We start from the raw sequence: 14,879 nt of genomic DNA, 5'->3' as shown, positions 1-14,879 counted from the left end.
GGAGAAGCTTATGGCCGGCGCAAAAGAGATACGTAGTAAGATCGGAAGCGTCCAGAACACGCAAAAGATCACCAAAGCGATGGAAATGGTCGCCGCCTCCAAAATGCGTAAATCGCAGGAACGCATGGCGGCCAGCCGTCCTTATGCAGATACCATGCGCAAAGTGATTGGTCACATTGCGTTGGGTAATCTGGAGTACAAACACCCTTACCTTGCGGAGCGCGACGTTAAGCGCGTTGGCTACCTGGTCGTTTCGACCGACCGTGGTCTTTGTGGTGGTTTGAACATTAACCTGTTCAAAAGAGTGCTGGCTGATATGAAAGCCTGGGCTGATAAAGGCGTCGAGAGCGATCTGGCGATTATCGGTTCCAAAGGTCTGTCATTCTTCAGTTCTGTCGGCGGCAACGTGGTTGCTCAGGTTACCGGCATGGGAGATAAACCTTCCCTGTCTGAACTGATTGGCCCGGTTAAAGTTATGCTGCAGGCTTACGATGAAGGCCGCTTAGATAAGCTGTTTATCGTCAGCAACAAATTTATCAACACCATGTCTCAGTCTCCTCAGATCACTCAGCTGCTGCCATTACCACCAGCAGAAGATGAAGCGGATCTGAAGAAGAAGACCTGGGATTACCTGTATGAGCCGGATCCGAAAGGGCTGCTGGATACTTTACTGCGTCGCTATGTAGAGTCTCAGGTTTACCAGGGTGTTGTAGAAAACCTGGCCAGCGAGCAGGCCGCGCGTATGGTGGCGATGAAAGCTGCAACCGATAACGGCGGTAACCTGATCAAAGAGCTGCAGTTGGTATACAACAAAGCTCGTCAGGCCAGCATCACCCAGGAACTTACCGAGATTGTCTCGGGGGCCTCCGCGGTTTAACCAGGTTAAATATTAGGTAGAGGATTAAGATGGCTACTGGAAAGATTGTCCAGGTAATCGGCGCCGTGGTCGACGTCGAATTCCCTCAGGACGCAGTACCACAAGTGTACAGCGCTCTTGAGGTTCAGAATGGTGACGCTCGTCTGGTGCTGGAAGTTCAGCAGCAGCTGGGTGGTGGCGTGGTTCGTACCATCGCCATGGGTTCCTCAGACGGCCTGAAGCGCGGTCTGCCAACAGTGGACCTTGGTCACCCAATCGAAGTACCGGTAGGTACTGCAACACTCGGCCGTATCATGAACGTGCTGGGTGAGCCGATCGATATGAAAGGCGACATCGGCGAAGAAGTCCGTTGGGCTATTCACCGTCCGGCTCCTTCCTATGAAGAGCTGTCAAGCTCGCAGGAACTGCTGGAAACCGGTATCAAAGTTATCGACCTGATGTGTCCGTTCGCTAAGGGCGGTAAAGTCGGTCTGTTCGGCGGTGCGGGTGTGGGTAAAACCGTTAACATGATGGAGCTGATCCGTAACATCGCGATCGAGCACTCAGGTTACTCCGTATTTGCCGGTGTGGGCGAGCGTACCCGTGAAGGTAACGACTTCTACCACGAAATGACCGACTCTAACGTTATCGATAAAGTATCGTTAGTGTATGGCCAGATGAATGAGCCGCCGGGTAACCGTCTGCGCGTTGCACTGACCGGTCTGACCATGGCGGAGAAATTCCGTGATGAAGGTCGTGACGTACTGCTGTTCGTCGATAACATCTACCGTTATACCCTGGCCGGTACTGAAGTATCAGCCCTGCTGGGTCGTATGCCATCTGCGGTAGGTTATCAGCCAACGCTGGCAGAAGAGATGGGCGTGCTTCAGGAGCGTATTACCTCCACGAAGACCGGTTCCATCACTTCCGTACAGGCAGTTTACGTTCCTGCGGATGACTTGACTGACCCATCTCCAGCCACCACCTTTGCGCACCTTGACGCAACCGTGGTACTGAGCCGTCAGATCGCTTCTCTGGGTATCTACCCGGCCGTTGACCCGCTGGACTCCACCAGCCGTCAGCTGGATCCGCTGGTTGTTGGTCAGGAACACTACGACACCGCGCGTGGCGTACAGTCCCTGCTGCAGCGTTATCAGGAACTGAAAGACATCATCGCCATCCTGGGTATGGATGAGCTGTCAGAAGATGACAAACTGGTGGTAGCACGCTCTCGTAAGATGCAGCGTTTCCTGTCCCAGCCGTTCTTCGTGGCAGAAGTCTTCACCGGTTCTCCAGGCAAGTATGTGTCGCTGAAAGATACCATCCGTGGCTTTAAAGGCATTATGGAAGGTGAATTCGACCATCTGCCAGAGCAGGCTTTCTACATGGTTGGTTCCATCGACGAAGCCGTGGAAAAAGCGAAGAAACTGTAATAACAGTTTCCCAGGAGGTTAGATATGGCTATGACTTATCATCTGGATGTGGTCAGCGCAGAGCAAAAAATGTTCTCTGGTCTGGTGCAACATATCCAGGTGTCAGGTAGCGAAGGTGAGCTGGGTATTTACCCGGGCCACGCCCCGCTGCTCACCGCCATTAAGCCTGGTATGATTCGTATCGTTAAACAGCACGGCGAAGAGGAGTTTATCTATCTCTCCGGCGGCGTGCTGGAAGTGCAGCCAGGCTCGACTACGGTGCTGGCTGACACGGCGATTCGCGGAACAGATCTCGACGAAGCGCGAGCGCTCGAAGCGAAACGCAAAGCGGAAGAGCATATGAACAGCTCTCACGGCGATGTCGATTTTGCTCAGGCATCGGCTGAACTGGCCAAAGCGATCGCCAAATTGCGCGTTATCGAGTTGACCAGGAAAGCGATGTAACCCAGGCTTTATGTCTTAAGGTGCCGGTCAGTTATCTGACCGGCATTTTTTTTATCTGTACTCAGCGAATTTTCGGTTAGCAGGCTAATTTCGTACTGAGAAAAATGTAGTAATCTCAGACTTAAACCGCTTTACTTCCTTTATCAAAAGAATGGTCAGGATGTCTATGTCAAACAGCACAATGAGCGTGGTTATACTTGCTGCCGGCAAGGGAACCCGCATGTATTCAGATCTTCCTAAAGTCCTGCATACTCTGGCAGGGAAACCGATGGTGCAACACGTCATTGATGCCGCTAAACATCTGGGCGCTGACAAGATCAACCTGGTGTATGGTCATGGCGGCGAACTGCTGAAATCGACGCTGAACGATCATTCGCTGAGCTGGGTTTTGCAGGCGGAGCAGCTGGGTACCGGTCATGCGATGCAGCAGGCGGCGCCACACTTTGCCGATGACGAAGATATTCTGATGCTGTACGGCGATGTACCATTGATCTCGGTGGCAACCCTTGAACGCCTGCGCAGCGCAAAACCGCAGGGTGGCATCGGTTTACTGACGGTAATTCTGGATAATCCCACCGGCTATGGCCGCATCCTGCGTCAGCAGGGCGATGTGGTGGGGATTATTGAGCAGAAGGACGCCAGCGCTGAACAGCTGGCGATCACTGAAATCAACACCGGCATTCTGATTGCCAACGGCGCGGATATGAAGCGCTGGTTAAGCAAACTGACCAACAACAATGCGCAGGGTGAGTATTACATCACCGATATTATCGCCCTCGCCCATCATGAAGGCCGCAAAATTGCCGCAGTTCATCCGGCGCGTATCAGCGAAACCGAAGGCGTCAATAACCGCCTGCAACTGGCTACCCTTGAACGAGTATATCAGGCCGAGCAGGCAGAAAAGCTGCTGCTGGCGGGGGTGATGCTACAGGATCCGGCGCGCTTTGATCTGCGCGGCAACCTTGAGCATGGCCGTGATGTGGTGATCGACACCAATGTGATTATCGAAGGTCAGGTAACCCTCGGTAATGGTGTCAAAATCGGCACCGGCTGCGTAATTAAAAATAGTGTGATTGGTGATAACTGCGAAATCAGCCCGTATAGCGTGGTTGAGGATGCTGAGCTGGGCACTGCCTGTACTATCGGGCCATTTGCCCGCCTGCGTCCGGGTAGCGAACTGGCGGAAGGCGCGCATGTCGGTAACTTTGTCGAGATGAAAAAAGCGCGTCTTGGCAAAGGCTCCAAGGCCGGCCATCTTAGCTACCTTGGCGATGCGGAGATTGGTGCCGGGGTGAATATCGGCGCGGGTACGATTACCTGTAATTACGATGGCGCGAATAAATATAAGACGATCATTGGCGACAACGTGTTTGTCGGCTCTGATACCCAGCTGTTGGCGCCGGTGACGGTGGCCAGTGGCGCCACTATCGCCGCTGGCACCACGGTAATGAAAGATATCACCGCTGCCGATCTGGTCTATAACCGTAAAGAGCAGAACCATAAGTCAGGCTGGCAGCGCCCGGTTAAAAAGAAATAGTGCCCTATTGGTCCCTTCCCCCCACGTTGTGGGGAAGGTCAGGATGGGGGAGCTGGCGACCTCAGTGCTAATAGTTCCCCCACTCCAACCCTCCCCCGTAAAACGGGGGAGGGAGTTATAAAAAATAATACTCCCCACTCTACAAGGCTCGGGGAATCCGCAGGTTCGATGCGTAAGCACGTAAATCTCGTCGGAAAAATCAGGTCACAGGACAACGCAAATGGCGCTGAAACGCCATTTTGTCAGGAAAATAATTATGTGTGGAATTGTTGGTGCAGTAGCGCAACGTGATATCGCAGAAATCCTTCTCGAAGGTCTGCGTCGCCTGGAATACCGTGGTTATGACTCCGCGGGTCTGGCAGTGGTTGATCAGCAGGGCCAGGTAACGCGTCTGCGTCGCCTGGGTAAAGTGCAGAAACTGGTCGAAGCCGCTGAAGATACTCAGCTGGTGGGCGGCACTGGTATTGCGCATACCCGCTGGGCGACGCACGGAGAACCTTCCGAAGCGAACGCGCATCCGCATATCTCAGAACATATCATCATCGTACATAACGGCATTATTGAGAACCATGAGCCGCTGCGTGCTTTGCTGATTGAACGCGGTTACCGCTTTGCCTCAGAAACCGACACCGAAGTGGTGGCGCATCTGGTGCACTGGGAGCAGCAGCAGGGTGGTTCACTGCGTGAAGTGGTGTTGCGTGTGATCCCGCAGCTGCGTGGTGCTTACGGTATGGTGATTATGGATAGCCGCGATCCGTCGCGTGTGGTCGCTGCGCGTTCTGGCAGCCCACTGGTGATTGGTCGTGGCGTTGGTGAAAACTTTATTGCCTCCGATCAGCTGGCGCTGCTGCCGGTTACCCGTCGCTTTATCTACCTCGAAGAGGGCGATATTGCTGAGATTACCCGTCGTGATGTGACCATCATCGATCGCAGTGGTAACAGCGTACAGCGTCAGGAAATCGAATCTAAAGTGCAGTACGATGCCGGTGATAAAGGCATCTATCGCCACTATATGCAGAAAGAGATCTACGAACAGCCAATGGCGATTAAAAACACCTTAGCCGGTCGTTTTAGCCATGGTGAAGTCGATCTTTCTGAACTGGGCGCCAATGCTAACACCTTACTGGGCCAGGTTGAGCATATCCAGATCGTCGCCTGCGGCACCTCGTATAACTCCGGTATGGTTTCCCGTTACTGGTTTGAAGCGCTGGCCAATGTGCCGTGTGACGTTGAGATCGCCTCTGAATTCCGCTATCGCAAATCCGCGGTGCGAAAAAACAGCCTGCTGATCACCCTGTCGCAATCCGGTGAAACCGCCGATACGCTGGCCGCGCTGCGCCTGTCGAAGGAGCTGGGCTATCTCGGTTCGCTGGCTATCTGTAACGTGGCGGGTTCCTCGCTGGTGCGTGAGTCCGACCTGGCGCTGATGACCAAAGCCGGTACTGAAATTGGCGTAGCATCAACCAAAGCCTTTACCACTCAGCTGACGGTGTTACTGATGCTGGTAGCGAAGATTGGCCGCCTGAAAGGCGTGGATGCGCAAATCGAGCACGATATCGTGCATGGCTTGCAGGCTTTGCCAAGCCGTATCGAGCAGATGCTGTCGCAGGACAAGCTGATTGAAGCACTGGCGGAAGATTTCTCTGACAAACATCATGCGCTGTTCCTTGGCCGTGGCGATCAGTACCCGATTGCGATGGAAGGTGCGCTGAAGCTGAAAGAGATCTCCTATATCCACGCCGAAGCCTATGCTGCTGGTGAGCTGAAGCACGGTCCACTGGCGCTGATTGATGCGGATATGCCGGTGATCGTGGTAGCGCCGAATAACGAGCTGCTGGAAAAATTGAAATCGAATATCGAAGAAGTGCGCGCCCGCGGCGGTTTGCTGTATGTGTTTGCCGATCAGGATGCCGGTTTCAGCGACAGCGAAGGGATGCGTATTATCTCTCTGCCACACGTTGAAGAGATGATTGCTCCGATCTTCTACACCGTGCCGTTGCAGCTGCTCTCGTACCATGTGGCGCTGATTAAAGGCACCGATGTCGATCAGCCACGTAACCTGGCGAAATCGGTTACCGTCGAGTAACCGAGACGATTACGCTGTAAACAAAAACGCCGGTCAATGACCGGCGTTTTTATTTGGTTAATCCATGGGAGGTATTCATTTTTCACAAATTAGCCTGATGTCACAAAACTGTCATATATCGTACATTTTACTGTCACCAAACTGTCCTATTTTGCCTCCAGCAGCAATGATAAATCTTATTAAAACGGCTTAGAGCCTGACTTTTACTCCCCCGGAGGGAATATGACACTGATGCATAGCACCTTAGCTCGTATTGTCGCAGCAACCGTATCTTTGAGCGCAGCTTCTGCCATGGCAGCAGCAAGCCTGACTGGCGCGGGAGCGACTTTCCCGGCACCGGTGTATGCCAAGTGGGCGGATACCTATCAGAAATCAACTGGTAATAAAATCAACTACCAGGGTATCGGCTCATCAGGTGGCGTAAAACAGATTATTGCCAAAACCGTCGATTTCGGCGCATCCGATGCGCCACTGTCTGACGAGAAATTAAACGCCGACGGCCTGTTCCAGTTCCCAACGGTAATTGGCGGTGTGGTGCTGGCGGTTAATATCCCTGGCCTGAAATCTGGCGAGCTGGTGCTCGACGGTAAAACCCTCGGTGATATCTACCTCGGTAAGATCAAAAAGTGGAACGATGCCGCCATCGTGAAACTGAACCCGGGCGTGAAACTGCCAGAAACCAATATCGCGGTGGTGCGTCGTGCTGACGGTTCCGGTACTTCATTCGTCTTTACCAGCTACCTGGCTAAAGTTAATGAAGAGTGGAAATCGAAAGTCGGCGCCGGTTCAACGGTAAACTGGCCAACCGGTCTGGGCGGTAAAGGCAACGACGGCATCGCCGCCTTTGTTCAGCGTCTGCCAGGTTCAATCGGTTACGTTGAGTATGCCTACGCCAAACAGAACAACCTGACCTACACCAAACTGGTGGATGCGGGCGGTAAAGCGGTAAGCCCGACCGAAGAGAGCTTCAGCAATGCGGCGAAAGGCGCAGACTGGAATAAAACCTTCGCTCAGGACCTGACCAACCAGAAAGGCGACAACGTCTGGCCAATCACCTCTACCACTTTCATCCTTCTGCATAAATCTGCCGCTAAGCCAGAGCAGACCGCTGAAGTGCTGAAGTTCTTCGACTGGGCCTATAAAGATGGCGCGAAAGAAGCCAGTGCGCTGGATTACTCGCCACTGCCAAAAGAAGTGACTGAGCAGATCCGTGCCGCATGGAAGACCAATATCAAAGACAGCACCGGTAAAGCGCTGTACTAAGCCATACTCAGTGCGGAACCGAAGGGATTCGGTTCGTCACACAGGGCGGCCTCGTGCCGCCATTTCCATCTTAACGTCGAGAATTCTATGGCTGCAAGCAAGCCGACATTTAAGGCCCCCGGCAAACAGGGCGATATCCTCTTCGGTGCGCTGGTCAGACTGGCTGCGCTGATTGTGCTATTTCTGTTGGGCGGCATTATCGTCTCTCTGATTATTGCCTCCTGGCCCAGCATCGAGAAATTCGGTTTTGCCTTCCTGTGGACCAAAGAGTGGGATGCGCCAAACGAGAATTTCGGTGCGCTGGTACCGATTTACGGCACCCTGATCACTTCCTTTATCGCCCTGCTGATCGCGGTACCGGTCAGTTTCGGCATCGCGCTGTTCCTGACCGAACTGGCGCCGGGCTGGTTGCGTCGTCCGCTTGGCGTGGCGATTGAGCTGCTGGCAGCGATTCCCAGTATCGTATATGGCATGTGGGGGCTGTTTATCTTCGCTCCGCTGTTTGCCGAATATTTTCAGACGCCAGTAGGTAATGTGCTCTCCGGCATTCCGTTAGTCGGCGCACTGTTCGAAGGTCCGGCGTTCGGGATCGGTATTCTGGCTGCCGGGGTGATCCTCGCCATTATGATTATTCCGTATATCGCTTCGGTGATGCGTGATGTGTTTGAACAGACGCCGGTACTGATGAAAGAGTCCGCATATGGCATCGGCTGCACTACCTGGGAAGTGATCTGGCGCATCGTGTTGCCGTTTACCAAGAACGGAGTCATTGGCGGCGTGATGCTCGGTCTTGGCCGTGCGCTGGGTGAAACCATGGCGGTGACCTTTATCATCGGTAACACCTACCAGCTGGACAGCGCTTCGCTGTTTATGCCGGGCAACAGTATTACCTCGGCGCTGGCTAACGAATTTTCTGAAGCCGAATCGGGTCTGCATACCGCCGCGCTGATGGAACTGGGTCTGATTCTGTTTGTGATCACCTTTATTGTGCTGGCCTGCTCGAAGCTGATGGTGATGCGTTTAGCGAAAAGTGAAGGGGCGCGCACATGACAACCATTGAAATGCAGGCGCGTGAAGAGCTGAATGCTTCACGCCGCAAGATGCAGGCGTGGCGCCGGATGAAAAACCGCATTGCGCTGACGTTATCGCTGCTGACCATGGCATTTGGTCTGTTCTGGCTGATCTGGATCCTGTTTTCGACCGTCACCCGCGGCATCGACGGGATGTCGCTGGCGCTGTTTACCGAAATGACGCCGCCACCGAACAGCCCGGGCGGCGGTCTGGCGAATGCCTTTGCCGGTAGCGGCCTGTTAATCCTGTGGGCGACTATATTTGGTACGCCGCTGGGGATTATGGCGGGGATCTATCTGGCGGAATTTGGCCGTAAATCGATACTGGCAGAAGTCATTCGCTTTATTAATGACATCCTGCTGTCGGCGCCGTCGATTGTGGTCGGTCTGTTTGTGTATACCATTGTGGTGGCCAAAATGGAGCACTTCTCCGGCTGGGCCGGGGTGATTGCGCTGGCGCTGCTGCAGGTGCCGATTGTGATCCGCACCACCGAAAATATGCTGAAACTGGTGCCAGACAGCCTGCGTGAAGCGGCTTATGCTCTCGGCACACCGAAGTGGAAAATGATCTCCGCTATCACATTAAAAGCCTCAGTCTCCGGTATCCTGACCGGTGTATTGCTGGCGATAGCGCGTATTGCTGGTGAAACCGCGCCGCTGCTGTTTACTTCATTGTCGAACCAGTTCTGGAGTACCGACATGATGCAGCCGATCGCCAACCTGCCGGTCACTATCTTTAAATTCGCCATGAGTCCGTTTGCCGAATGGCAGAGTCTGGCCTGGGCGGGGGTACTGATTATTACGCTGTGTGTGCTGTTACTGAATATTCTGGCACGTGTAATCTTTGCCAAAAGCAAACATTAATTTAACAGCGCGGCTGCGGCGGCACTGAATAAGAGAGAAGAGAATGAGTATGGTGAATAAAGCTCCCGGCAAAATGCAGGTTCGCGATCTGAACTTCTACTACGGGAAATTCCATGCCCTGAAGAATATCAACCTGGATATCGCCAAAAACCAGGTGACGGCGTTTATCGGTCCGTCAGGCTGTGGTAAATCAACGCTGCTGCGCACTTTTAACAAGATGTTCTCGCTCTATCCTGAGCAGCGCGCGGAAGGCGAAATTTTGCTGGATGGCGAGAATATTTTGACCGCAACGCAGGATATCGCCCTGCTGCGCGCCCGCGTCGGCATGGTGTTCCAGAAGCCGACGCCATTCCCGATGTCGATTTACGACAATATCGCTTTTGGTGTCCGTCTGTTTGAGAAGCTGTCGCGCACTGATATGGACGAGCGCGTACAATGGGCGTTGACCAAGGCGGCATTGTGGAATGAAACCAAAGATAAGCTGCATCAGAGCGGTTACAGCCTTTCAGGTGGCCAGCAGCAGCGTCTGTGTATCGCCCGCGGCATCGCCATTCGCCCGGAAGTGCTGCTGCTGGATGAGCCATGCTCCGCGCTGGATCCGATCTCTACCGGCCGCATTGAAGAGCTGATTACCGAACTGAAGCAGGATTACACTGTGGTGATTGTGACGCATAACATGCAACAAGCCGCACGCTGTTCTGACCATACTGCCTTTATGTATCTCGGTGAACTGATTGAGTTTAGCGATACTGATACGCTGTTTACCAAGCCGCATCAGAAGCAGACTGAAGACTATATTACCGGGCGCTACGGCTGATTTGACTGGAGAAACCATGGATAACTTAAATCTGAACAAACATATCTCCGGCCAGTTCAATGCCGAGCTGGAGCACATTCGTACTCAGGTGATGATCATGGGTGGCATGGTGGAGCAACAGCTCACCGATGCGATTACCGCGATGCATAACCAGGATGGCGAGCTGGCGAAACAGGTGATTGAAGGCGATCACAAGGTCAATATGATGGAAGTGGAGATTGATGAAGCCTGCGTGCGCATCATCGCCAAACGTCAGCCGACTGCCAGTGACCTACGCCTGGTGATGGCGATTATCAAAACCATCTCTGAGCTGGAGCGTATTGGTGATGTAGCAGAGAAAATCAGCCGCACTGCGCTGGAGAAATTCAGTCAGCAGCATCTGCCGCTGCTGGTCAGCCTGGAATCCCTCGGCCATCACACCGTGCAGATGCTGCATGATGTGCTGGATGCCTTTGCGCGTATGGATCTCAATGCGGCAATCCAGATTTACCGCGAAGACAAGAAGGTCGATCAGGAGTATGAAGGTATCGTGCGTCAGCTGATGACCTATATGATGGAAGATCCACGCACCATTCCCAGCGTGCTGACCGCGCTATTCTGCGCGCGCGCCATTGAGCGTATCGGCGACCGTTGTCAGAACATTTGCGAAATTATCTTCTATTTCGTTAAAGGTCAGGACTTCCGTCATGTTGGCGGCGACCAGCTGGACAAGCTGCTGGCTGGCGACGACGGCGGCAGTAATCCCGCATAATCCTTCCATCTCCCAGGGGCGACGTTCTCGCCGCCCATGCCCCTTGCCAGGCGGAGCCGAAAACGGCTCCCCGACGCCGGTTTCAGAGATTACGTGGTAGGGGCGACGTTCTCGCCGCCCGTGCCCCTTGCCAGGCGGAGCCGAAAACGGCTCCCCTCGAGTGTTTCAAATTGTTCCGCCTGCTATATACTTGGCGCACAATTTGAATTGTCTGGTCCTGAAACATGTCGATACCCAAGCACGCGAAGCAGAGCGCGACCCCTGCGAAAGCGATGCTCGCTGCCGTTAGTGGCTATGCCATGGATGGTTTTGATCTGCTGATCCTTGGCTTTATGCTGCCAGCCATTAGTGCCTCTCTGATATTAAATCCCTCGCAGGCCGGTTCGCTGGTGACCTGGACGCTGATCGGCGCCGTGCTCGGCGGTATTATCTTTGGCCATCTCAGTGACCGTCTTGGCCGTATTCGTGTACTGACCTTTACTATTCTGATGTTTTCACTGTTTACCGGCTTATGCGCCGTGGCGCAGGGCTACTGGGATCTGCTGATTTATCGCACGCTGGCGGGAGTTGGCCTCGGGGGGGAGTTTGGCATCGGTATGGCGCTGATTGCTGAAGCCTGGCCCGCCAATAAGCGTAACCGCGCCTCGGCATGGGTCGGTATGGGCTGGCAGCTTGGCGTGCTGCTGGCGGCGTTTATCACCCCTTTCCTGCTGGATATCATTGGCTGGCGCGGCATGTTTCTGGTCGGTCTGCTGCCTGCGCTGCTGTCGTTTATGATTCGCCGCGGCATGGGAGAGCCGGAAGCCTTTAGCCGTCAGGTAGAAACCGCGCCAGCGCTGTCGTTTGTCGCGCGGCTGAAGCTGCTGTTTAAAGACGCGCCAACCAGCAAAGCCAGCCTCGGAATTCTTATCCTCTGCTCGGTGCAGAACTTCGGCTATTACGGTCTGATGATCTGGATGCCAAGTTATCTCTCTTCCAACTTTGGTTTTTCCCTGACTAAATCCGGATTATGGACGGCGGTTACTGTGGTCGGCATGACCTTCGGTATCTGGCTGTTTGGCGTGCTGGCTGACCGTTTTGCCCGCTGGAAGATTTTCCTGATCTACCAGTTCGGCGCAGTAATTATGGTGGTGATCTATGCCCAGCTGCGCGATCCGATGGTGATGCTGTTTACCGGCGCGCTGATGGGGATGTTTGTAAACGGCATGATTGGTGGCTACGGCGCGCTGATCTCCGATACCTATCCGGTGCAGGCGCGCGCCACGGCGCAAAACGTGTTATTTAACCTTGGACGTGGCGTCGGTGGTTTTGGTCCACTGGTGATTGGCCTGCTGGTGACGCAATGGTCGTTTGTCGCGGCGATCACCCTGCTGGCGCTGATCTACCTGCTGGATATTATCGCCACGCTGTTTTTGTTACCGAAGCAGCAGGGCAATGAAGATGCGCTGGGCGCCATTGGCTAACCTCCAGGGGCGGCGTTCTCGCCGCCCGTGCCGATGATATGCGTTGGCAGTAATGACGGCGTTCTCGCCGCCCGTAGCGTCAGGCCGTAATCGACCAGCCGCGCGCTTTCCACAGCGCCGGTAGCTGCGCCATATCGTCAAACATGGTTACCAGCGGATGATCAAGCGGCTGATTATGGGCATCAGCGCAGTAGTAAAATACCGGAATGCCGGCAGCAATGCCGGCTTTTGCACCCGCTTCGGAATCATCGACCAGAATGCAGCGCTCAACTGCGACGTCCATCTTCTCCGCCGCGTGAAACATCAGTTCAGGATCGGGTTTCCAGCGTTCGATATCGTAACCGCTATACAACCGGTCATCAAAATAGCGTAGCATATCGGTTAGCCCAAGGGAGTGCTGCATCTTCTTCACCGTACCGTTCGATACCACGCACATCGGCACACTCACCTGCGCCAGCAGCTGCTGCGCCCCGGCAATCGGTTGCAGGCCGGCATCGAACAGTCGGGCTACTTCCTTGCGGTAAGCGCTTTCCAGTTCTGCCACCGGCACATCCAGCTGATGCTGTGCGCAGACATCGGCAACAATGTCATACAGCTTCACGCCCTTGTACTTTTCAAACATCTCCTGAAGCGATAACGCAACGCCATACTGCGCAAAGGTATTTACATAGGATTGGGTGCAAATCAGTTCGCTATCCACCAGCGTACCGTCACAATCAAAAAACACACATTCAATACTCATCGCGCTTGTCCTTTAAGGGTCGAAGATGTCATCACATCTTTAACCAACTGTGTCAGGATTGCGACCAGCAAATGTCAATTACTGTTAATGGCGGCGATAAAGCGGTAAAAACTGCGCAATCGGTTGCGAAAAATCAATGTGATCCGCATCAAAAATGTGCTTTTTGGTATAGGATAGCCAACGACAACATTTCCTTTCGTTCGGAATCTGATAATGAACAAACAAGGTTTACTGCAGCGCCTGTTTAAACTGCAAGAGCATGGCACCACAGCACGGACTGAAGTGATCGCGGGGTTCACCACCTTTCTTACCATGGTGTATATCGTCTTTGTGAACCCACAAATTCTTGGCGTCGCTGGCATGGATACGCAAGCGGTGTTTGTCACCACCTGTCTGATTGCGGCCTTCGGCAGTATTCTGATGGGGCTGGTGGCTAATTTACCGGTGGCGCTGGCGCCAGCGATGGGGCTGAACGCCTTCTTCGCTTTTGTCGTGGTCGGCGCGATGGGGATCTCCTGGCAGACCGGTATGGGCGCCATTTTCTGGGGCGCGGTGGGCCTGCTGCTGCTGACCATTTTCCGCGTGCGCTACTGGATGATTGCCAATATTCCGGTCTGTCTGCGTGTCGGTATCACCAGCGGCATCGGTCTGTTTATTGCGATGATCGGCCTGAAAAATGCCGGAATTGTGGTGCCAAATAAAGATACGCTGGTGGCTGTCGGCAACCTGACCTCGCACAGTGTTCTGCTGGGCGCGCTGGGCTTCTTTATTATTGCCATTCTGGCCTCGCGCAATATTCATGTGGCGGTACTGGTATCGATTGTGATTACCACCGTTATCGGTCTGCTGTTAGGCGATGTGCAATATACCGGCTTCTTCTCTGCGCCACCGCCGGTAACATCGATTATTGGTCAGGTTGATCTGGCGGGTTCGCTGAACCTCGGTATGGCCGGAATTATCTTCTCCTTTATGCTGGTAAACCTGTTCGACTCCTCGGGCACCCTGATTGGCGTGACTGATAAAGCCGGTTTAGCCGATGATAAAGGCAAATTCCCCCGCATGAAGCAGGCACTGTATGTGGACAGTATCAGCTCGGTCGTCGGCTCCTTTATCGGCACCTCTTCGGTTACCGCCTATATTGAAAGCTCTTCCGGCGTGTCGATCGGCGGCCGTACCGGCCTGATGGCGGTAGTTACCGGTATTCTGTTCCTGCTGGTGATCTTCCTGTCGCCGCTGGCGGCAATGGTGCCGGCCTATGCCGCGGCCGGTGCGCTGATCTACGTTGGTGTGCTGATGACGTCCAGCCTGGCGCGGGTGAAGTGGGACGACCTGACCGAAGCGGTTCCGGCGTTTGTTACCGCAGTTATGATGCCATTTAGCTTCTCGATCACCGAAGGTATCGCACTGGGCTTTATTGCTTACTGTGTGATGAAGGCAGGCTCCGGGCGCTGGCGTGAAATCAGCCCATGCGTGGTCGTGGTGGCGCTGCTGTTTGTATTAAAGATCGTGTTTATTGATGCGCATTAAGCGCGTTGTAACGCGTTAAGCACCGA

General features: G+C 53.9%; 14 protein-coding genes. 13 read left to right on the top strand and 1 reads right to left on the bottom strand.

What is annotated here, in order from left to right:
- Window positions 1-10: 10 nt before the first annotated feature.
- From atpG to N5923_RS01760, 11 genes are all read left to right on the top strand, one after another.
- Window positions 11-877 (top strand): F0F1 ATP synthase subunit gamma, encoded by an 867-nt coding sequence (gene atpG, locus N5923_RS01810; protein ID WP_017800290.1) that lies wholly within the window; start codon window positions 11-13, stop codon window positions 875-877.
- Window positions 878-906: 29 nt separating this feature from the next.
- A complete protein-coding gene (gene atpD / locus N5923_RS01805) occupies window positions 907-2,289 on the top strand; it encodes a F0F1 ATP synthase subunit beta (RefSeq protein ID WP_267141760.1) in 1,383 nt (460 codons plus the stop codon).
- A gap of 24 nt (window positions 2,290-2,313) precedes the next feature.
- Window positions 2,314-2,733: a F0F1 ATP synthase subunit epsilon gene (locus tag N5923_RS01800; protein WP_267141759.1), complete on the top strand. Its 420-nt coding sequence runs from the start codon at window positions 2,314-2,316 to the stop codon at window positions 2,731-2,733.
- 166 nt (window positions 2,734-2,899) lie between these two features.
- Window positions 2,900-4,270 carry a bifunctional UDP-N-acetylglucosamine diphosphorylase/glucosamine-1-phosphate N-acetyltransferase GlmU gene (gene glmU, locus N5923_RS01795; RefSeq protein WP_267141758.1) on the top strand — a complete coding sequence of 457 codons (1,371 nt, stop codon included), beginning with the start codon at window positions 2,900-2,902 and terminating at the stop codon, window positions 4,268-4,270.
- Between the two features lie 256 nt (window positions 4,271-4,526).
- Window positions 4,527-6,356 (top strand): glutamine--fructose-6-phosphate transaminase (isomerizing), encoded by a 1,830-nt coding sequence (glmS, locus tag N5923_RS01790; RefSeq protein ID WP_267141757.1) that lies wholly within the window; start codon window positions 4,527-4,529, stop codon window positions 6,354-6,356.
- A gap of 222 nt (window positions 6,357-6,578) precedes the next feature.
- Entirely contained in the window at window positions 6,579-7,619 is a 1,041-nt protein-coding gene (gene pstS, locus N5923_RS01785) for a phosphate ABC transporter substrate-binding protein PstS (protein ID WP_267141756.1), read from the top strand.
- Between the two features lie 87 nt (window positions 7,620-7,706).
- On the top strand, window positions 7,707-8,669 hold the full coding sequence (pstC, locus tag N5923_RS01780) for a phosphate ABC transporter permease PstC (RefSeq protein ID WP_267141755.1): 963 nt from the start codon (window positions 7,707-7,709) through the stop codon (window positions 8,667-8,669).
- The gene (pstA, locus tag N5923_RS01775; RefSeq protein WP_267141754.1) at window positions 8,666-9,553 is read left to right on the top strand and encodes a phosphate ABC transporter permease PstA; all 888 of its coding nucleotides are present in this window, start codon (window positions 8,666-8,668) and stop codon (window positions 9,551-9,553) included. Before pstC ends, pstA begins: the two co-directional genes overlap by 4 nt.
- A gap of 43 nt (window positions 9,554-9,596) precedes the next feature.
- Complete coding sequence (gene pstB, locus N5923_RS01770; RefSeq protein WP_017800299.1) at window positions 9,597-10,370, top strand: phosphate ABC transporter ATP-binding protein PstB; 774 nt, start codon at window positions 9,597-9,599, stop codon at window positions 10,368-10,370.
- A 16-nt stretch (window positions 10,371-10,386) separates the two neighbouring features.
- Window positions 10,387-11,121, top strand: a complete 735-nt coding sequence (phoU, locus tag N5923_RS01765) for a phosphate signaling complex protein PhoU (protein WP_267141753.1) — start codon at window positions 10,387-10,389, stop codon at window positions 11,119-11,121.
- Window positions 11,122-11,345: 224 nt separating this feature from the next.
- Complete coding sequence (locus tag N5923_RS01760; protein ID WP_267141752.1) at window positions 11,346-12,584, top strand: MFS transporter; 1,239 nt, start codon at window positions 11,346-11,348, stop codon at window positions 12,582-12,584.
- A 79-nt stretch (window positions 12,585-12,663) separates the two neighbouring features.
- Here N5923_RS01760 and yieH read toward each other — a convergent pair whose 3' ends face one another.
- Window positions 12,664-13,326: a 6-phosphogluconate phosphatase gene (yieH, locus tag N5923_RS01755; protein WP_267141751.1), complete on the bottom strand. Its 663-nt coding sequence runs from the start codon at window positions 13,324-13,326 to the stop codon at window positions 12,664-12,666.
- Between the two features lie 71 nt (window positions 13,327-13,397).
- Here yieH and N5923_RS01750 point away from each other — a divergent pair, with 71 nt between their 5' ends.
- The gene (locus N5923_RS01750) at window positions 13,398-13,574 is read left to right on the top strand and encodes a hypothetical protein (RefSeq protein WP_267141750.1); all 177 of its coding nucleotides are present in this window, start codon (window positions 13,398-13,400) and stop codon (window positions 13,572-13,574) included.
- Window positions 13,540-14,853: an NCS2 family permease gene (locus N5923_RS01745; RefSeq protein ID WP_267141749.1), complete on the top strand. Its 1,314-nt coding sequence runs from the start codon at window positions 13,540-13,542 to the stop codon at window positions 14,851-14,853. Before N5923_RS01750 ends, N5923_RS01745 begins: the two co-directional genes overlap by 35 nt.
- Window positions 14,854-14,879: the final 26 nt, after the last annotated feature.

The sequence above is a fragment of the Winslowiella arboricola genome, assembly GCF_025527015.1.
Taxonomy (GTDB): domain Bacteria; phylum Pseudomonadota; class Gammaproteobacteria; order Enterobacterales; family Enterobacteriaceae; genus Erwinia; species Erwinia arboricola.
This window is presented reverse-complemented; position numbering and strand designations above follow the sequence as displayed.